The sequence below is a fragment of the Variovorax nitratireducens genome (assembly GCF_051216545.1).
In the GTDB taxonomy this organism is placed as follows: Bacteria; Pseudomonadota; Gammaproteobacteria; order Burkholderiales; family Burkholderiaceae_C; genus Variovorax.
In genome coordinates this window covers 532,870-548,679 of record NZ_JBPJZO010000001.1, presented here as the reverse complement: position 1 = coordinate 548,679, position 15,810 = coordinate 532,870, and the positions used below count along the sequence as shown (strand labels likewise).

Here is a 15,810-nt window from a genome sequence, read left to right as displayed (position 1 = left end):
GCGCTGCGCGTTCGTCAGAGGCCTTTTTCGACCATGTCCAGCAGCCGCTGGCCGAGCGCTTCGACCTGCTCGCCGGGTATGCCGCGCAACGGGCCGTCGATCATCAGCATCGCCAGCCCGTGCACCGCTGCCCATGCGATGAACTCGGCTCCGGGGCGGCGCTCGCCCGGCAGCACGCCGGCATCGGCCATGCGATCCAGCGCGGCGCCCAGCAGCTCGAACGGGTTGAGCCCGCTGGCCCCGCCCGCAGCAGGCCCCGCAGCCAGCGCTCCCAACACCTCGGGCTCGGCGAAAAAAGCGGTGCGGAACAGTCCGGTTTCCTGCCGCGCAAACCGCATGTAGCCGGTGCCGATGGCGCGCAACCCTGCACGCGCCACCTCGGCGGGCGAGCCCCCGGCAGGCGCGGCGGCCAGCTCGGTTTCCATCGATAGCGCCACCGCGGCCAGCGCGGCAGCGCGCACCTCGCGCAGCAGATCGAGGCGGCTGGCGAAATGCCGGTACGCGGCGTTCGGCACCACGCCGGCACGCCGCGTGGCTTCGCGCAGCACCACGGCGTCAGGCCCCCCGCCACGCGCCAGTTCGATGCCGGCGTCGAGCAATGCGCGCCGCAGGTCGCCATGGCGGTAGCTGCTGCGGGCCGGCGGAGGGGTCGGTGAAAAACTCATTTGCACTTTGAATGTGGACAGCGTTAATTGTGTCTGCTATCTTTTGTGGACGGCGTACACAAGTACGAAAAATTCAACCCTGAAGGAAGCACCATGCAAGTCCAGCCCTATCTCTTCTTCGATGGCCGCTGCGAAGAGGCACTCGAGTTCTACCGCAGCGCGCTCGGCGCCCAGGTCACGATGCTGATGCGCTTCAAGGAGAGCCCCGACCCGGTGCCACCCGGCATGTGCGCGCCCAACTCCGAGGAGAAAGTGATGCATTCGGAATTCACCATCGGCGACACCAAGCTGATGGCATCCGACGGGTACGCCGGCGGCAAGCCGGAGTTCAAGGGTTTCTCGCTCTCGCTCGATGCCAGGGACGACGCCGATGCAAAGCGCCTGTTCGACACCCTGGCCGAGGGTGGCACGGTGCAGATGCCGCTCGGCAAGACCTTTTTTGCGTCGTCTTTCGGCATGGTCGCCGATCGCTTCGGCATGGCGTGGATGGTGATCGTCCCGGCGCCTGAAGGCTGATACGGCCGAGCGCAGGCGCTGGCTCGCGCTGATCGCCGCGCGCGCGGTTTTTGTCGACGAGGGCGCTACGCGGGTGCCGTGCCCTTGACGGCCCAGGCGAGCGCTGCGTACGAGCGCGGCCCATCTGCCTCACCGTCGAGGTAGGCTGCCTCGACCGCCTCGCGCAGCCGTGCGCGTGCGTCCTCGCCCAGTGTGGCGACGTACTCTGCGCCGGGGCCGTCCTTGCCCTCGTAGGGTGCCCAATAGTCTGCGAATGAAGCGAACTCCATCCGGAGTGCGAGCGTTGTCTCGTCCACCTTTTTGAAACCCGCGTCGCGCCACGCCCGGGCCAGTTCGCCGGGCCGCGTCATCGGCCGGGTGTAATTGCGGGCGCGGCGCACCCTCGCTTCCGGGTCGAGTACGGCGGCCGTGTCGAAGAAAAGGCGGTTGGAAATCCAGCCGCCGCGCACGTCCCACACGGCCGCACCGACGGTGCTTCCGGGCTTGGCGACGCGCCGCATCTCGGCAATGGCCTTCCCCGCCTCCGGCACGAAGTGCAAGACCAGGAGCGAGAGCACGCGGTCGAAGCTCTGGCTCGGAAAGGGCAGCGCGCAGGCGTCGGCCACATCGAAGACGATGCGCGCATCCTGGTTGTGGCGCCTGGCATGTTCGATATAGGGCTCGGCGAGGTCCACGCCCCGCACTTCGCCAGCGCCGGTGCGGCGGGCCACCGCAAAGGCCAGATGGCCTGTGCCGCAGCCGACATCGAGCACGCGGTCGCCGTCCGCGCTGCCGACGAAGTCCAGGAAGGGGAGTGCGAGGAGACGGCTCCAACGGCCCATCAGCCGTTCGTAGCCATCGCCGTCGGCGGCGACGAAGCTCGAAGAAGTGGTGTTCATCGGCAGTCCCTTCGCGCCACGGCTGGGCGCATCGGTTGGCAGGCCTGCGCGATGCTATGACGCAGTGGATTGCAACGTCAATGTCTTACTCGCTCTGGTAGAGCGTGTCCACGCTTGCGAAGTTGCGGCCGAACTGATCGACCTTGGCCTGGAAGGGCACGCTCGCGGGGGGCGATGGCGGGCAGGTTCTTCAGCAGTTTGAAGCCGGCGAGTTTGCCCTCCCCCCGCTCACACCTTGTTAAGCCGCTATTTAGCTATTTCGACCCAACAACGAGCCTGATGATTTTTTTTAAGGGCGCGGGAACAGAGGATCGCATTTTTTGTTGAAGAGCGGCCTTGACGTAGGGCGCCATTCTTGGAGTCGAAGCAGGGTTTGGCGGATACAGATTGGTAGCATGAATATCTTTCCATCCAAGACCTTCGAAGGCTAGCAGTCGGTAAAAATTGTTGGCGGTCATCCACTCGCCAGAAATGTCGTTCCCGAACGGGCCTGCCGAATGAGACGGAAAGGAATATGTTTCCGTTTTCTCATTCACGACTATTTCATGATCATTGTATTTTGTCGATACGGTGCAGCCATCGACCAGTTTGAACGAATTGTATCCGCCCAAGCTTACGAGAAGAGCGAATACTTCAATGTCGTGTGATTCGGCAGAAATGAAAGGTGGCTTTATACCGCTCTCCAAAATCGCCCTCAAAATTACCTGGTCGTAGTGCTCGATATCAATTTTTATGTAGTATGGGCTCTCGTATTTCTCTATGAGCCGAATTACCGATTTGGAGGGCAGGAGAATTTTCTCGAAATCGTGAGGGTTATCCGGCTTCGGGAACTGGCTTAGAACGTGATTGTTTTTGTGTATGTAAAAATAGACTTCGCTGGCTGAATCATCTGTAGTCAAGACACAATTTTCAACGTACAGCCTTCCTTCGCCCATCTCTCTCTTGAATCTATTTTCTATCTTCTCGCAAAGCACTGGATTGGCTTCGACAGCCACAACCACGTCGCTCTTTTTCAGGTAATACGGAATGTCATCGCCGTTATTCGAGCCAAAATCGAAAACGACCTTCGCTTTTCGACCATGGGTCGCAGGGTCTTGCGGGCTTGATTGATGGTGATCCATGCTGCATCAGTCCTCGAAGGAAGGCCAAACCTGTCCGGCGACGATGCATCCGTCGCCGTCCCATGCGCCGAATGATGGCAGTCTTTGCCCAGTTTGAGCACACGGCGCGCCGCCACGTGCGGAATCCGCGCCGTTGCGAACGTTCGCGACGCGGCCACCGACATCACGCTCGACGCGGGCTTGGCCGCTGACCTGCTGGGGCCCGCTCAGCTACCGCTGTTGCGCCCGATGCCGAAATAGGCCACGCCGGCGTCGCGCATGGTCGCGGGCTCGTAGAGGTTGCGGCCATCGAAGATCACCGGCGCCTTCATCACTTCCTTGAGCCGCTCGAGGTTCGGGCTGCGGTAGGCCTTCCACTCGGTCATGATGACCAGCGCGTCGGCGCCTTCCAGCGCCGCCATCGGTTCACCGGCGAATTCGATCTGCTCGATGCAGGCCGGTGCGTCCTCGAAGTCGAGCTGCAGCACGCGCTTCGTTTCGGGCACGGCCACCGGGTCGTGCGCCACGATGCGCGCACCGGCGCGCGTCAGCGCACCCAGCACCACGCGGCTTGGCGCCTCGCGCATGTCGTCGGTGTTGGGCTTGAAGGCCAGGCCCCAGACCGCGAAGGTCTTGCCCGTGAGGTCGTCGCCGAAGCGCTCGAAGATCTTGCGCACCAGCGCGTTCTTCTGCGTGTCGTTGACCGCCTCCACGGCTTCCAGCACCTGCAGCCGCTGGCCGTACTCGCTCGCGGTGCGCACCAGTGCCTGCACGTCTTTCGGAAAGCAGCTGCCGCCGTAGCCGGTGCCGGCATAGAGAAAGCTGTAGCCGATGCGCGGGTCGGAGCCGATGCCCTGGCGCACCAGTTCGATGTCGGCACCAACCTTGTCGGCCAGGTTCGCGAGTTCGTTCATGAAGCTGATGCGCGTGGCCAGCATCGCGTTGGCCGCGTACTTGGTGAACTCCGCCGACCTCACGTCCATCACGCGCATGCGCTCGTGGTTGCGGTTGAACGGCGCATAGACCTTGCGCATCACGGCCAGCGCCTCGCGGCCCTCGTCGTCGTCGGCCACACCGAGCACGATGCGGTCAGGCCGCATGAAGTCCTCGACCGCCGCGCCTTCCTTCAGGAATTCGGGGTTGCTCACGACGGCGAAGCGATGGTCGGCCATGCCGCGCTTCGTCAGTTCGTCGCGGATCGCGGCCGTCACCTTGTCGGAGGTGCCCACCGGCACGGTCGACTTGTCGACCACCACCGTGAAGCGGTTCATGGTGCGGCCGATGCTGCGCGCGGCGGCCAGCACGTACTGCAGGTCGGCGCTTCCGTCCTCGTCGGAGGGCGTGCCGACCGCGATGAACTGCACGTCGCCATGCGCGACCGCGGCCTCGACGTCGGTCGAGAAAGTCAGGCGCTTGGCGGCCACGTTCGACTGCAGGAGTTCGGCCAGGCCGGGCTCGTAGATCGGGATGCCGCCCTCGTTGAGCGTCTTGACCTTGGCCGGATCCAGGTCGAGGCAGAACACGTGGTTGCCAAGGTCTGCCAGGCAGACGCCGGTGACAAGCCCGACATAGCCGGTGCCGATGATGGTGATGTTCATGGTTGTGTGATCAGGCCGGGGTGCCGGCCGAAAGGAGCTGGTCGAAATAGGCGATGGTCTTCTGCAGGCCTTCGTCGAGCTGGGTCTTTGGCTCCCAGCCGCCGAGCTTTTCCCGGGCCAGCGAGATGTCGGGCCGGCGCTGCTTCGGATCGTCGGCCGGCAGCGGCATGCGCACCAGCTGGCTCTTCGAGCCGGTGAGCGCGATCACCTTGTTGGCCAGCTCGAGCATCGAGAACTCGCCGGGGTTGCCGATGTTGACCGGGCCCGGAAAGTCGTCGCCCGTGTCCATCAGGCGGATGAAGCCTTCGATCAGGTCGTCCACGTAGCAGAAGCTGCGCGTTTGCTGGCCGTCGCCGTAGATCGTGATGCTCTCGCCCTTGAGCGCCTGCACGATGAAGTTCGACACCACACGCCCGTCATTCATGTGCATGCGTGGCCCGAAGGTGTTGAAGATGCGCGCCACCTTGATTCGCAGCTTGTGCTGGCGGTGGTAATCGAAGAACAGCGTTTCGGCGCAACGCTTGCCTTCGTCGTAGCAGCTGCGGATGCCGATCGGGTTGACGCGGCCCCAGTAGGCCTCGACCTGCGGATGAACCTCGGGATCGCCGTAGACCTCGCTGGTCGAGGCCTGCATGATCCTCGCGCGCACCCGCTTGGCCAGCCCCAGCATGTTGATAGCGCCATGCACGCTGGTCTTGGTGGTTTGCACCGGGTCGTGCTGGTAGTGGATCGGCGACGCCGGGCAGGCCAGGTTGTAGATCTCGTCGACCTCCACATAGAGCGGAAAGGTCACGTCATGGCGCATCAGCTCGAACTGCGGCTTGTCGAGCAGATGCTCGATGTTGCGCTTGCTGCCGGTGAAGAAGTTGTCGACACACAGCACGTCGTGCCCCTGCGCGATCAGGCGGTCACAGAGGTGGCTGCCGAGGAAGCCGGCGCCGCCGGTGACCAGAATGCGTTTGGTGGGGTTGTAGTTGCGCATGAAAGCAGTTCCTTCGGTTCAGGGGGCAGTTGAGGCGCCGTCGGCGGGACGCGACCGGTGCTCGTACATCTTGGCGTCGACCAGCATGCGGAACCACAAGGCCTGGAAGAACGCGAAGTAGAAGCCGGGCTTGCCGTCGAGAAAGCCCAGCCGGAAGACGTAGCGGTAGATGAAATAGCTGAAGGCGCGCAGCCCGATCGGCAGCTTGTAGTAAACCTGCTTGATGAAGCGAGTGCGCTCGCGCGCATCGCCCAGCAGCCGGGCCTGCAGCACGTCGCCGCCTTGCGCCCCGGGGCCGAGCTTTTCCTTTGCCTCGGCATCGCTCCAGCGGTTGTGGCTGGTGATCCAGCTGGTCAGGGAGGCGGCGTTCTTGTCGTGCATGAAGCCGTTGATGCGACCGCTCGGCGCGTCGGCGATGAAGTGCTGGTCATACAGCCGCGACTCGCAGCGGCCCACACCCGATTTGAAGAGCCGCAGATGCCACGGGTTGACGCCGCTGTGGCGCAGCATGTGGCCCATGAAGTAGTCGCGCCGGCGCAACAACCAGGCATCGAACTTCGCGGGCCCGGCCAGGATCGCGCGCATCTCGCGGATCGATTCCGCATCGAGCACCTCGTCTGCATCGAGGTGCAGTTGCCAGGCGCAGTGCGGCGCCACCTGGGCGATCGCCCAGTTGCGCTGGTCGCTGTAGTTGCTGAAGGGGCGCTGCACCACGGTGCATCCCAGTTCTTCGAGCAGCGCAGGGGTTCCGTCGGTCGAGCCGGAATCGACCGCGTACACATGCGGGCTCACCTGCAGTGCCGCAGTCACGGTCTCCCGGATGATGCCGGCCGAGTTGAAAGTCAGGATGACGATCGTGCAATGGTGGGTGACAGAAGAAGAGTCGGACACGGCAGCGTTCATGGAAGGTAAGAGCGCGCCACTTTCGTGGCCCGACGGCGGCAAAACGGGGAACCCAATAATTACATCGAAAGTTCGCGAAGACCCCTATTGTCAACACAATTTCTTACAGCAGGCTATCGACCACCCGTCATAGCCCTTCGGTCAGTCGCCAAGCAGTTCTCCGATCGGCTGCAAGTCTTCCACCTGGTCGCAAACGGCCTTGACCATCATCATGATGGGAATACCGAGCAGCAGCCCCCAGATGCCCCAGAGCCAGCCCCAGAAAATTACGCCGACGAACACCGCGACCGGGTTCATGCTGCTGCTGCGACTGGTGAGCCAGGGCGTGAGCAGGTTCCCGACGAGGGTGTGGATCAGCAGCGAAACGCCTCCGATCAGCAACGCCATGTCGATCGCGTTGAACTGAAGGAACGCGACCAGCGCAGAGGCACCCATCACCACGATCGAGCCGAGGTACGGAATCAGGTTGGTGACTGCGGCGATGATGCCCCACACCGCAGCGCTCTCGAGGCCGAGCGCCCAGAATGCGAGCCAGGTTGCAACGCCCACGATCGCGCTCGTGAAGATCTGCACCAGCAGATAGCGCTCGATGTGGCCCGTGATGTCGTCCAGCACATGCACGGTGATCTTTTTCTTCTCGAAGCTGGGCCCGGTGATCTTGACCAGCTTGCGCCGGAAGGTGTCGCCCGAGGCGAGCGCGAAGAACGTGAGGAACGCCACCAATGCGAGCTGGCCGGCCGCGGCCAGCAGCCCGAGCGTGCCGCTCCAGAGGTAGTCGCGCACGTTGAACGAAGGCCGCTCGACGATGACGCGGGCCACGCCCTTGCGCGCCGCCACCTGGGCCGAATTCTCCTCGGCCGCCTGCTCGAGTTGCGCGGCAGCCTGTTGCACGGTGTCGAGCGTGCCGGTACGCGCCGGGCCGCGGCTGCGCACCGCCTGCCGCAGCTTCTGCGCCGCAACGGGCAGCGAATCCACCAGCTGACCCGCGCTGTCGGACAACGAGTAGGCGGTGCTGCCGAAGCCTCCGCCGATTGCCAGCAAGACCACGGCCGCGCCGATGGCGCGTGGCACATGCCAGCGTGCGAGCCGTTCGACCACCGGCGCCAGCGCGTAGGTCAGCAGCAGGCTGACCATCAGCGGAATGAAGACGGGCGCCGCCCAGCGCAATGCAAAGACGCCGGCCAGCGCGGCCAGTACCGCCAGCGATACGCTGCGCACGTCGACCGGCACGTGCAACAGCAGGGGTTCACGCGGACGCGGCTCGCTTGCGGCGGCGGCGACAGGGTCGGGCTCGACCCGGGGTGCCGCGTCGGCGGGTGGCGCGTCGGGGGTGGGCGCGACGGCGTCGGGCGCGGCAGGGGCGGGCGCGTCAGGCGTGCTCATCGGGAATCCTTCAACGCGTCGCGCACTGCCGCGAGCTGCCGGCGCGACACCACCACCGGTTCACTGATGCCGCGCAGCCGCAATGCCCAGCCGTCGGCATCCTCGCCGTCGTCGTATTTCTCGAGCGCGCGCATCGCCGCACGCGCCACCAGCGCGTTGCGGTGCACGCGCACGAAGCGGTTCGGGTAGCGCTCCTCCATCTCGCTGAGGCTGCCGTCGTAAATGTGGCTGTGCGTGGGCGTGCGCACCGTGAGGTACTTGAACTCGGACTTGAGGTAGACCACATCCGACAGCGGCACCCGCTCGGCCCGACCCCGCTCCTGGATCAGCAACACCTCTTCGGCCGGATGGGGCTGCAGCGCCCGCCGTTCCTTGAGGTAGCGCTCGGCTTTCTGCAGCGCCTGCTGCAGCCGCTCGGCCCGCACCGGCTTGGTGAGGTAGTCGACCGCGTCGAGCTCGAAGGCGGTCACCGCATGGCTCGGGTGAGCGGTCACGAACACGATCGCCGGCGCGTCGCCGCGGTCGCGCAGCAGCCGTGCGAGTTCGATGCCGTCAATGCCCGGCATGTGGATGTCGAGCAGCACCAGATCGACCGGCGTTTGCGCCAGCCGCTGCTGCGCCTCGGAGGCCTGCGCGGCCTCGCCCACGACTTCGGCCGGCGGTGCGGTGCAGTCGCCGAGCAGCGTGCGCAGGCGCGAGCGGGCCAACGCTTCGTCGTCGACGATCAAGGTTCGCAGATGCATGGCGCCCTCTTCTTCATGATTCGGCCGGAATGTCGATCCGTACCCGGTAGCTTCCCTGGTCGATGCCCGCGCGGAACTGCGCCTGCATGTCATGCAGAAGCCGCAGCCGGTCGCGCACGTTGGCCAGCGCGATGCCATGCCCGCGCGGCAGCGGTTCATCGGCCCAGCGTAGCGGCGGCAGGCTGTTGACCACTTCGATCACCACCATGCTGCCGCGCCGCTCGGTTCGGATGCGCAGCTTGGCCCCGTCCGGACTCGGTTCGACACCGTGCTTGACGGCGTTCTCGACCAGCGGCTGCAGCAGCAAGGGCGGCAGCCGCGCGCCGCTGGCGGCCGGATCGAGCTGCCAGCGGATGCGCAGCCGGTCGCCGAAACGCACCTGCTCGATCGCCAGGTAGCGCTCGGCCAGGCCGATCTCGTCGGCCAGCGTGACGGAGTCGCGCGGATCGGCCAAGGCCTGGCGGAACAGTTCGCTCAGGTCTTCCAGCATGGTTTCGGCCTTGGCCGGTTCTTCGCGCACCAGCGCGATGGCGCTGTTGAGGGTGTTGAACAGAAAGTGCGGTCGAATGCGCGCCTGCAATTCCTCGAGCCGCGCCGTGGTCGCTGCCGGCGTACGGCCCTGGGCGCGCAACACCAGCGCCACCATCGCCACCCCGGCGAACAGGGCGCCGGCGAGCGCGCTGGCCAGCCAGGGGCCGGTCGAAAGCACGCCCGTCAGGCGCAACAGGCCGCAGCCGTAGAGCCCCGTGAGCACGCCGAGCAACACACCGGCTGCGTACTGGGCCAGGCGCGGCAGGCGCGCCAGCGGCTTCTTCATCGCGCAGGCGAGCACCAGCCAGAGCAGCGTGGCCGGCAGCGCACCGCCGGTGACCGTGGCGGCAAGGCCGAGCCACTCGGACGGGTTGGGCGCCTGGAACATGGTGGCTACCGCCACCACCGCCTCGACGAACAGCACGGCACGCAGCACGGTGCCGACCTGACAGGCGTCGAACAGCGCCACGCCCGGTCGCGCGGGCGTGCGGCTTTTGGCCGGAGCACCGGCCGATGAGGGGGCCACAGGGGTGGCCGATAAAATCGACGGGTTGCGCATCACTGAAACATGAGGTGACAACCCATTATTGCCTCCCGATCGCCTCCCATGACCCAAAACCAACTCGACAAGAAATCCGAAGCCTGGTCTGCCCTGTTCTCCGAGCCGATGAGCGACCTGGTCAAACGCTACACATCCAGCGTGTCGTTTGACCAGCGCCTGTGGCAGGCAGATATGGAGGGTTCGCTCGCGCATGCCGGCATGCTGGCCGCGCAAAAGATCATCAGCACGCAGGATCACGCCGCGATCGAACGCGGGATGAAGCAGATTCGCGATGAAATCGAATCCGGCGCCTTCGAGTGGAAGCTCGACCTGGAAGACGTGCACCTCAACATCGAGGCACGCCTGACCCAATTGGTCGGCGACGCCGGCAAGCGCCTGCACACCGGCCGCAGCCGCAACGACCAGGTCGCGACCGACGTGCGCCTGTGGCTGCGCAGCGAGATCGACCTGATCGACGGCCTGCTGGCCGGCCTGCAGAAGGCGCTGGTCGACATCGCCGAGCAGAACGTCGAGGTGATCCTGCCTGGCTTCACCCATCTGCAGGTGGCGCAGCCGGTGAGCTTCGGCCACCACATGCTGGCCTACGTGGAGATGTTTGCGCGCGACGCCGAACGCATGGCTGATGTGCGCAAGCGCGTGAACCGCCTGCCCCTGGGCGCCGCCGCGCTGGCCGGCACCAGCTATCCGCTCGACCGCGAAATGGTGGCGAAGACCCTGGGCATGGACGGTGTCTGCCAGAACAGCCTGGACGCCGTGAGCGACCGCGACTTTGCGATCGAATTCACGGCGGCGGCCTCGCTGGCCATGATCCACATCAGCCGCTTCAGCGAAGAACTGATCCTGTGGATGAGCCAGAACTTCGGCTTCATCCAGATTGCCGACCGGTTCACGACCGGCAGTTCGATCATGCCGCAGAAGAAAAACCCGGACGTGCCGGAACTCGCGCGCGGCAAGACCGGCCGCGTGGTCGGCCACCTGATGGGCCTGCTCACCCTGATGAAGGGCCAACCGCTGGCCTACAACAAGGACAACCAGGAAGACAAGGAGCCGCTGTTCGACACCGTCGACACGCTCAAGGACACCCTGCGCATCTTTGCCGAGATGGTCGGCGGCATCACGGTCAGGCCCGAGGCGATGGAAAAGGCCGCGCTGCGCGGCTATGCCACCGCCACCGACCTGGCCGACTACATGGTGAAGAAGGGGCTGCCGTTCCGCGATGCACACGAGGCTGTGGCGCACGCCGTCAAGGCCGCGATCGCGCACCAGGTGGATCTGTCGGAACTGCCGCTCAAGGTGCTGCAGGAGTTCAACCCGAAGATCGAGAAAGACGTCTACGCGGTGCTGAGCCTGCGCGGCTCGCTCAATGCCCGCAACATCCTCGGCGGCACCGCGCCGGCGCAGGTGCGCGCGCAGATCGCACGGCACCTCGCGCGGCTGGGCTGAGCCGGCCGCACTACATCGCGCGGTAGAAGATGTAGTCGGCCTGGTACTTCACGACCTGCTTCTGGCCCATGCTGGCGGCGGCGCAGGGCGCCGCGGGGGCCACGCCGCCCTGCGTGGCGACGCGCTGGATGTAGCTCACGCCCTGCATCCTGCCGGCGCCCATGGCCGGGTTGGCCTTGACCAGCTGGTAGGGGATGTTGCCGGTGCCGTTGGGTGCGACCGCGACCTGCACGGCGGTAACCTTGGATCCGTCCATGCTTTCCCAGGTGGCGGGCGGGCCGTAGTACTTGCCGACCTGCGCGCCCTTGCGATCCATCAGCTTCGCGTCGGGGCCGACAAAAAACCATTCGTATTCGCCAGGCATGTTGGCCTTGGCGCGGCACTCGTAGGTGATGTCGCCGGCACCGACGGTTTCCATCGCCACCATATGGCCGGCCGGCACCTTGACCGGATCGGGCAACGTGGCCTGGGAATACATCATGGGCTTGGCGCCCATGCCGGCGCAGGCGGCGAGACTCGCGGTGGCCAGCACGGCCGAGAGGGTACGGAGTTGCATGGTCGGATCCTTCAGGTTGAATAAACAAAGTCGAGCAGTACGGGGGTGTGCGGCTGTTTTGCTGCGTTGTGGCTGCACGCCCGTCTCTGCAGTACGCGCGGCGCCGGCCACTGGATTCATGCCGGGCTGCGTTCAAAGATAAAGAACCTGGCTTTTGGCAGCAGGAGCATCTTGCACCCGCGCTTCGTGCTTGACGTTTTGGGGTTCGTTCGGGGTAGGCCGCTGGCGGCGGGTGGCCCCTTCCGCGAATGTCCCCCGGGCTTCGCCCTCCTCCTTTATTTCGCTGCAGGGGCCACCCACCACCAGCGGCCTTGGGCACGCTCTGCTTGTTCAGCGCGAACATTCACGCTGCGTCCAGGATCAGGGCGGTGGGGCACGCTGCGCAGCGAAATAAAGGAGGAGGCCGCAGGCCGGGGGACATTCGCGGAGCAGCGTGCCCCGCCGCCCTGATCCCGCCCCGGAGCCTCCGCGCCCCGACCCCGCCGGAGAACTTCGGCGCCCGGAACCTCAGCCCGGAACAGCGCCGAATCAGGACAGGATCTTTCAACGCAAGACCGCATCAGTCACCGACATCTGAATCCGTACGCGGCTGCGGGCCGTATCTCCGGGCATGCAGCGCCGTGCTCCACAATCCGCAGATGACCTCTGCCAGCCCCGACGCCGAACTGATGGCGCTGATCGACCGCGTCGGTCGCCGCGACGAGGCCGCGTTGAAACAGCTCTACGAGCAAACCTCGCCGCGGCTGTTCGGTCTGGCGATGCGGGTGGTGCGGCAACGCGAATGGGCGGAGGACGTGCTGCAGGAGGCCTTCCTGACGATCTGGCGCGTGGCCGGCGACTACCGCGGCTCCCTCAGTCCACCGATGGCCTGGCTGGGCCTGATCGTTCGCAGCCGGGCACTCGACCTGCTGCGTCGGCGCACCGCCGACCGGGCGCAGATCACCGACGCGTTCGACGAGGAAATGGCCGACACCCTGGCTTCCGACACCCAGAACCCGCAGGATCTGGCCGAGGCGACCGAACAGGCCTGGGCGCTGCACCAGTGCCTGAGCCAGCTCGAAGGCCGGCAGCGCGAGGTGGTGAGCCTGGCCTACCTGCGCGACCTCAGCCATGGCGAGCTTGCCGAGCAGCTCAAGCTACCGCTCGGCACCGTGAAAACCTGGATCCGGCGCGGCCTAGAGAAGCTGCGCGCCTGCATGGGGCGCATTGCGTGAAAGAGACCCGTTCATGAACATCGCCGCCCACCCCGAACTGCTAGAGCTGCTGGCCGCGAGCCATGCGCTCGGCACGCTGCGGGGCGGCGCACGGCGCCGTTTCGAGGCCATTGCCCGCGAAAGCGCGCCGGTGCGCGCCGCGGCGCTGATCTGGCAGGGCCGGCTCGCCAGCATGACCGAGCTGCAGCCTTCGATCGTGCCCGACGCCGCGGTCTGGACGCGCATCCGCAACCTGATCGAAGCCGAGCAGGCGGGCCACGCGCTGGCACGCCAGCGCGCCGCGCCGCCGGCCGCCGCGCCGGCCCAGGGCGGCTGGCTGCGCAGCCTCGCGCTGTGGCGCAGCGCCAGCTTGGCCGGTGCGCTCGCCACCGTGATCGCCGTGGTGGTCGGCCTCGATCTGCAAAAGCAACTCGAGACCACCCCGACGGTGCAGTACGTGGCCGTGTTGGCCGACGACAAGGCCGCAGCCTCGATGCTGGTGACCTTCGACCCGAAGAACCGCCAGCTGGTGCTGCAGCGCGTGGGCAACTACCAGGCGGGCGCCGACAAGTCGCTGCAGCTGTGGGCGCTGCCGCCCGGCGGCGCGCCACGCTCGCTCGGCGTGCTCGGCGATGCCCCGGCGCTCAAGCTCACCGCGTCCGAAGCCGATGTGCAGGCCGTGCCGGCGCTCGCGATCAGCCTCGAACCGAAGGGCGGCGTGCCGAGCGAGCGCGGCCCGACCGGACCGGTGCTGTTCCACGGCCCGTTGATCAAAAAAACACTCTGACGCCGGAGCGATCCGGAGCCGTTCGTTAACATCATTGACGATGATGTCCCGCTCCCGTCGCGCCGGCCGACTCGTGCTGGCCTCCTGCACCCTTCTCGCCGTTCTCGCCACGCTGGCCGCGCCGGGCGTTCGGGCGCAGGATGCCGCAGCACCCTCCCCGGCGGCCTACGCCGCCGCCCAGACGCGCTGGCACGACGCGTTCGCGGCCTTCGACAAGGCCGACCGCGAGAATCCCCCCGCCAGCGACGGCGTCCTGTTCGTCGGCAGTTCCACCATCCGTTTGTGGACGCGCCTGGCCGACGATTTCCGCTCGCAGCCGGTTGTCATCAACCGCGGCTTCGGCGGTTCGACCATGGCCGACTGCAGCCTGTTCGCGCGCGAACTCGTGGTGCGCTACCGGCCGCGCCAGGTGGTGGTGTACGCCGGCGACAACGACCTCGCCGAAGGCCGGACGCCCTTCCAGGTGCTGGAAAGCTTCGCGCACTTTGCCAACACGGTGCGGGCCGGGTTGCCGAACACCCGCATCAGCTTCATTTCGGTCAAGCCCAGCCCCTCGCGCGCGGCCTTGCTGCCGAAAGTCCAGGAAACCAACCACATCGTCGGCGCCTACGTGCGCACGCAGGCCAACACCGACTACATCGACATCTTCACGCCGATGCTGGGCGCCGATGGCCGACCGCGCGCCGAACTGTTCCGTGCCGACATGCTGCACATGAACGAGACCGGCTACCGGATCTGGCAGGCGGCGATCGCCCCACACCTGCTGGCGCCGGCCGACGTGGGCGCGGTCAACTCGCCGCGCTGACCGACGGGGTCGCGCGCCCCTCCCACCAGAGCGCGAGCCGGGCCACTGCATAGAGCCAGGCGAACACCCCCGCCAGCAGCAGTGCATCGCCCCAGACCGGCCGCGCCAGCTGGTTGTCGCCATAGAGCGCCAGCGTCAGCAACACCGCCACCAGATGGGCGCAGAACACCGGCAGCGAGGCCGAGCCCATTGCTTCGAGCGCGTGCAGGCGCGGCAGCCGCTCGATCAGCCCGGGGCCGAACCGCACCGCCAGGATGCCCAGTGCCACCAGGTTCACCAACCGCAGCGGCCCTAGCCGCCACTTGTCGAACAGCAGGTTCAGTTCCGCATCGCCACCGAACGGCGCCTGTCCGTGCTCGCCGAAGTGGCGCCAGACCAGGCAGTACAGCGCGACAGCCGCCGCCAACGCGGCCACCCAGTTCGGAAAGCGCAACGGCTTCGCTTCGGGCGCCTGCCGCCCGGCGCCGATGCACAGCCCCGCGAACCAGACAAACTGCCAGCCGAAGGTGTTGAACGACCCCATCTCGCCGTACGGCACCGACAGCTCGAAATGCGAGGCTGCGATGCCGTAGACCCACTCGCTCAGGCCGAACTGTGCGCCTGCCCACAGCGTGGCGCTCAGCGCCATCGCACCGCTCCATCCGCGCCGCAGCGCGAAGCCCAGCACCCAGGGGCTCAACAGCATGAAGAAGATGTACATCGGCAGGATGTCGAGCAGCGGCGGCTCGTACACCAGCAGCAGCCCGCTCAGGAATGCGTCGCGCGGCTGGGCCAGGTAGTAGGTCAGCAGGTTGGTCACGGCCGGCTGTTCGATCCGCACGCCGAGGCCCGCGGTGATGGTGAACAGGAACGCCAGGGTCGCTGCCTGTGCCAGCCAGACCTTGTACACGCGCTTGCCGAACGCGCGCCGCATCGCACCGATGCCCTGGCGCTGCGCAAGCCGGCTGTAGACCAGCCCGGACACGTAGGCCGACAGCAGCACGAAGCCCTCGGCGGCCGAGACGAAGCCGAACGGCTGGCCGAGCGGGTCGGTCAGGCGTGTCGGCAGGTGCGTGAGCGTCATCAGCACCAGCATCAGCCCGCGCAGGGCATCGATTTCCCATTGGCGCTTCATCGGGCGGGCTGGCAGACGGGGGATGGGAAGGAAAAAGGCAAAACGGGGGAT

16 protein-coding genes are annotated in these 15,810 nt (G+C 66.2%); 5 read left to right on the top strand and 11 right to left on the bottom strand.

Annotation, left to right across the window (positions count from 1 at the left end; translation table 11 throughout):
* Positions 1-14 precede the first annotated feature (14 nt).
* Positions 15-665 carry a TetR/AcrR family transcriptional regulator gene (locus ACSFA8_RS02525; protein WP_435477946.1) on the bottom strand — a complete coding sequence of 217 codons (651 nt, stop codon included), beginning with the start codon at positions 663-665 and terminating at the stop codon, positions 15-17.
* 93 nt (positions 666-758) lie between these two features.
* On the opposite strand from ACSFA8_RS02525, the gene ACSFA8_RS02520 reads away from it, so the two are divergent.
* Positions 759-1,181, top strand: coding sequence for a VOC family protein (locus tag ACSFA8_RS02520; protein WP_435477945.1), 423 nt, complete (start codon positions 759-761; stop codon positions 1,179-1,181).
* A 65-nt stretch (positions 1,182-1,246) separates the two neighbouring features.
* On the opposite strand, the gene ACSFA8_RS02515 is transcribed toward ACSFA8_RS02520, so the two are convergent.
* The 8 genes from ACSFA8_RS02515 to ACSFA8_RS02480 form a co-directional block, all read right to left on the bottom strand.
* Positions 1,247-2,059, bottom strand: coding sequence for a class I SAM-dependent methyltransferase (locus ACSFA8_RS02515; protein ID WP_435477944.1), 813 nt, complete (start codon positions 2,057-2,059; stop codon positions 1,247-1,249).
* A 254-nt stretch (positions 2,060-2,313) separates the two neighbouring features.
* Positions 2,314-3,180 (bottom strand): FkbM family methyltransferase, encoded by an 867-nt coding sequence (locus ACSFA8_RS02510; protein WP_435477943.1) that lies wholly within the window; start codon positions 3,178-3,180, stop codon positions 2,314-2,316.
* A gap of 206 nt (positions 3,181-3,386) precedes the next feature.
* On the bottom strand, positions 3,387-4,757 hold the full coding sequence (locus ACSFA8_RS02505) for a UDP-glucose dehydrogenase family protein (RefSeq protein ID WP_435477942.1): 1,371 nt from the start codon (positions 4,755-4,757) through the stop codon (positions 3,387-3,389).
* A 10-nt stretch (positions 4,758-4,767) separates the two neighbouring features.
* Positions 4,768-5,739 carry a UDP-glucuronic acid decarboxylase family protein gene (locus tag ACSFA8_RS02500; RefSeq protein WP_435477941.1) on the bottom strand — a complete coding sequence of 324 codons (972 nt, stop codon included), beginning with the start codon at positions 5,737-5,739 and terminating at the stop codon, positions 4,768-4,770.
* An 18-nt stretch (positions 5,740-5,757) separates the two neighbouring features.
* Positions 5,758-6,630 (bottom strand): glycosyltransferase family 2 protein, encoded by an 873-nt coding sequence (locus ACSFA8_RS02495; protein WP_435477940.1) that lies wholly within the window; start codon positions 6,628-6,630, stop codon positions 5,758-5,760.
* A 153-nt stretch (positions 6,631-6,783) separates the two neighbouring features.
* Positions 6,784-8,025, bottom strand: a complete 1,242-nt coding sequence (locus ACSFA8_RS02490; protein WP_435477939.1) for an AI-2E family transporter — start codon at positions 8,023-8,025, stop codon at positions 6,784-6,786.
* A complete protein-coding gene (locus tag ACSFA8_RS02485; RefSeq protein WP_435477938.1) occupies positions 8,022-8,768 on the bottom strand; it encodes a LytR/AlgR family response regulator transcription factor in 747 nt (248 codons plus the stop codon). Before ACSFA8_RS02485 ends, ACSFA8_RS02490 begins: the two co-directional genes overlap by 4 nt.
* 13 nt (positions 8,769-8,781) lie before the next feature.
* A complete protein-coding gene (locus tag ACSFA8_RS02480; RefSeq protein ID WP_435477937.1) occupies positions 8,782-9,858 on the bottom strand; it encodes a sensor histidine kinase in 1,077 nt (358 codons plus the stop codon).
* Positions 9,859-9,906: 48 nt separating this feature from the next.
* On the opposite strand from ACSFA8_RS02480, the gene argH reads away from it, so the two are divergent.
* Positions 9,907-11,304: an argininosuccinate lyase gene (gene argH, locus ACSFA8_RS02475; protein ID WP_435477936.1), complete on the top strand. Its 1,398-nt coding sequence runs from the start codon at positions 9,907-9,909 to the stop codon at positions 11,302-11,304.
* A gap of 10 nt (positions 11,305-11,314) precedes the next feature.
* Here argH and ACSFA8_RS02470 read toward each other — a convergent pair whose 3' ends face one another.
* Positions 11,315-11,860 (bottom strand): DUF3455 domain-containing protein, encoded by a 546-nt coding sequence (locus ACSFA8_RS02470; RefSeq protein WP_435477935.1) that lies wholly within the window; start codon positions 11,858-11,860, stop codon positions 11,315-11,317.
* A gap of 638 nt (positions 11,861-12,498) precedes the next feature.
* Here ACSFA8_RS02470 and ACSFA8_RS02465 point away from each other — a divergent pair.
* Genes ACSFA8_RS02465 through ACSFA8_RS02455 form a run of 3 tightly spaced genes read left to right on the top strand, consistent with a single transcriptional unit; the run spans position 12,499 to position 14,645 of the window.
* Positions 12,499-13,074, top strand: a complete 576-nt coding sequence (locus ACSFA8_RS02465) for an RNA polymerase sigma factor (RefSeq protein WP_435477934.1) — start codon at positions 12,499-12,501, stop codon at positions 13,072-13,074.
* Positions 13,075-13,087: 13 nt separating this feature from the next.
* Positions 13,088-13,840 (top strand): anti-sigma factor, encoded by a 753-nt coding sequence (locus ACSFA8_RS02460; protein WP_435477933.1) that lies wholly within the window; start codon positions 13,088-13,090, stop codon positions 13,838-13,840.
* A 40-nt stretch (positions 13,841-13,880) separates the two neighbouring features.
* Complete coding sequence (locus tag ACSFA8_RS02455; RefSeq protein ID WP_435477932.1) at positions 13,881-14,645, top strand: SGNH/GDSL hydrolase family protein; 765 nt, start codon at positions 13,881-13,883, stop codon at positions 14,643-14,645.
* Here the strand turns inward: ACSFA8_RS02455 and opgC are convergent.
* Positions 14,629-15,759: an OpgC domain-containing protein gene (opgC, locus tag ACSFA8_RS02450; protein WP_435477931.1), complete on the bottom strand. Its 1,131-nt coding sequence runs from the start codon at positions 15,757-15,759 to the stop codon at positions 14,629-14,631. The genes ACSFA8_RS02455 and opgC overlap by 17 nt on opposite strands.
* Positions 15,760-15,810: the final 51 nt, after the last annotated feature.

Bases quoted from the DNA above. Each gene is read 5' to 3' on its own strand.
- ACSFA8_RS02525 (WP_435477946.1), bottom strand. From the start codon at position 665: ATGAGTTTTTCACCGACCCCTCCGCCGGCCCGCAGCAGCTACCGCCAT.
- ACSFA8_RS02520 (WP_435477945.1), top strand. From the start codon at position 759: ATGCAAGTCCAGCCCTATCTCTTCTTCGATGGCCGCTGCGAAGAGGCA.
- ACSFA8_RS02515 (WP_435477944.1), bottom strand. From the start codon at position 2,059: ATGAACACCACTTCTTCGAGCTTCGTCGCCGCCGACGGCGATGGCTAC.
- ACSFA8_RS02510 (WP_435477943.1), bottom strand. From the start codon at position 3,180: ATGGATCACCATCAATCAAGCCCGCAAGACCCTGCGACCCATGGTCGA.
- ACSFA8_RS02505 (WP_435477942.1), bottom strand. From the start codon at position 4,757: ATGAACATCACCATCATCGGCACCGGCTATGTCGGGCTTGTCACCGGC.
- ACSFA8_RS02500 (WP_435477941.1), bottom strand. From the start codon at position 5,739: ATGCGCAACTACAACCCCACCAAACGCATTCTGGTCACCGGCGGCGCC.
- ACSFA8_RS02490 (WP_435477939.1), bottom strand. From the start codon at position 8,025: ATGAGCACGCCTGACGCGCCCGCCCCTGCCGCGCCCGACGCCGTCGCG.
- ACSFA8_RS02485 (WP_435477938.1), bottom strand. From the start codon at position 8,768: ATGCATCTGCGAACCTTGATCGTCGACGACGAAGCGTTGGCCCGCTCG.
- ACSFA8_RS02480 (WP_435477937.1), bottom strand. From the start codon at position 9,858: ATGCGCAACCCGTCGATTTTATCGGCCACCCCTGTGGCCCCCTCATCG.
- argH (WP_435477936.1), top strand. From the start codon at position 9,907: ATGACCCAAAACCAACTCGACAAGAAATCCGAAGCCTGGTCTGCCCTG.
- ACSFA8_RS02470 (WP_435477935.1), bottom strand. From the start codon at position 11,860: ATGCAACTCCGTACCCTCTCGGCCGTGCTGGCCACCGCGAGTCTCGCC.
- ACSFA8_RS02465 (WP_435477934.1), top strand. From the start codon at position 12,499: ATGACCTCTGCCAGCCCCGACGCCGAACTGATGGCGCTGATCGACCGC.
- ACSFA8_RS02460 (WP_435477933.1), top strand. From the start codon at position 13,088: ATGAACATCGCCGCCCACCCCGAACTGCTAGAGCTGCTGGCCGCGAGC.
- ACSFA8_RS02455 (WP_435477932.1), top strand. From the start codon at position 13,881: ATGATGTCCCGCTCCCGTCGCGCCGGCCGACTCGTGCTGGCCTCCTGC.
- opgC (WP_435477931.1), bottom strand. From the start codon at position 15,759: ATGAAGCGCCAATGGGAAATCGATGCCCTGCGCGGGCTGATGCTGGTG.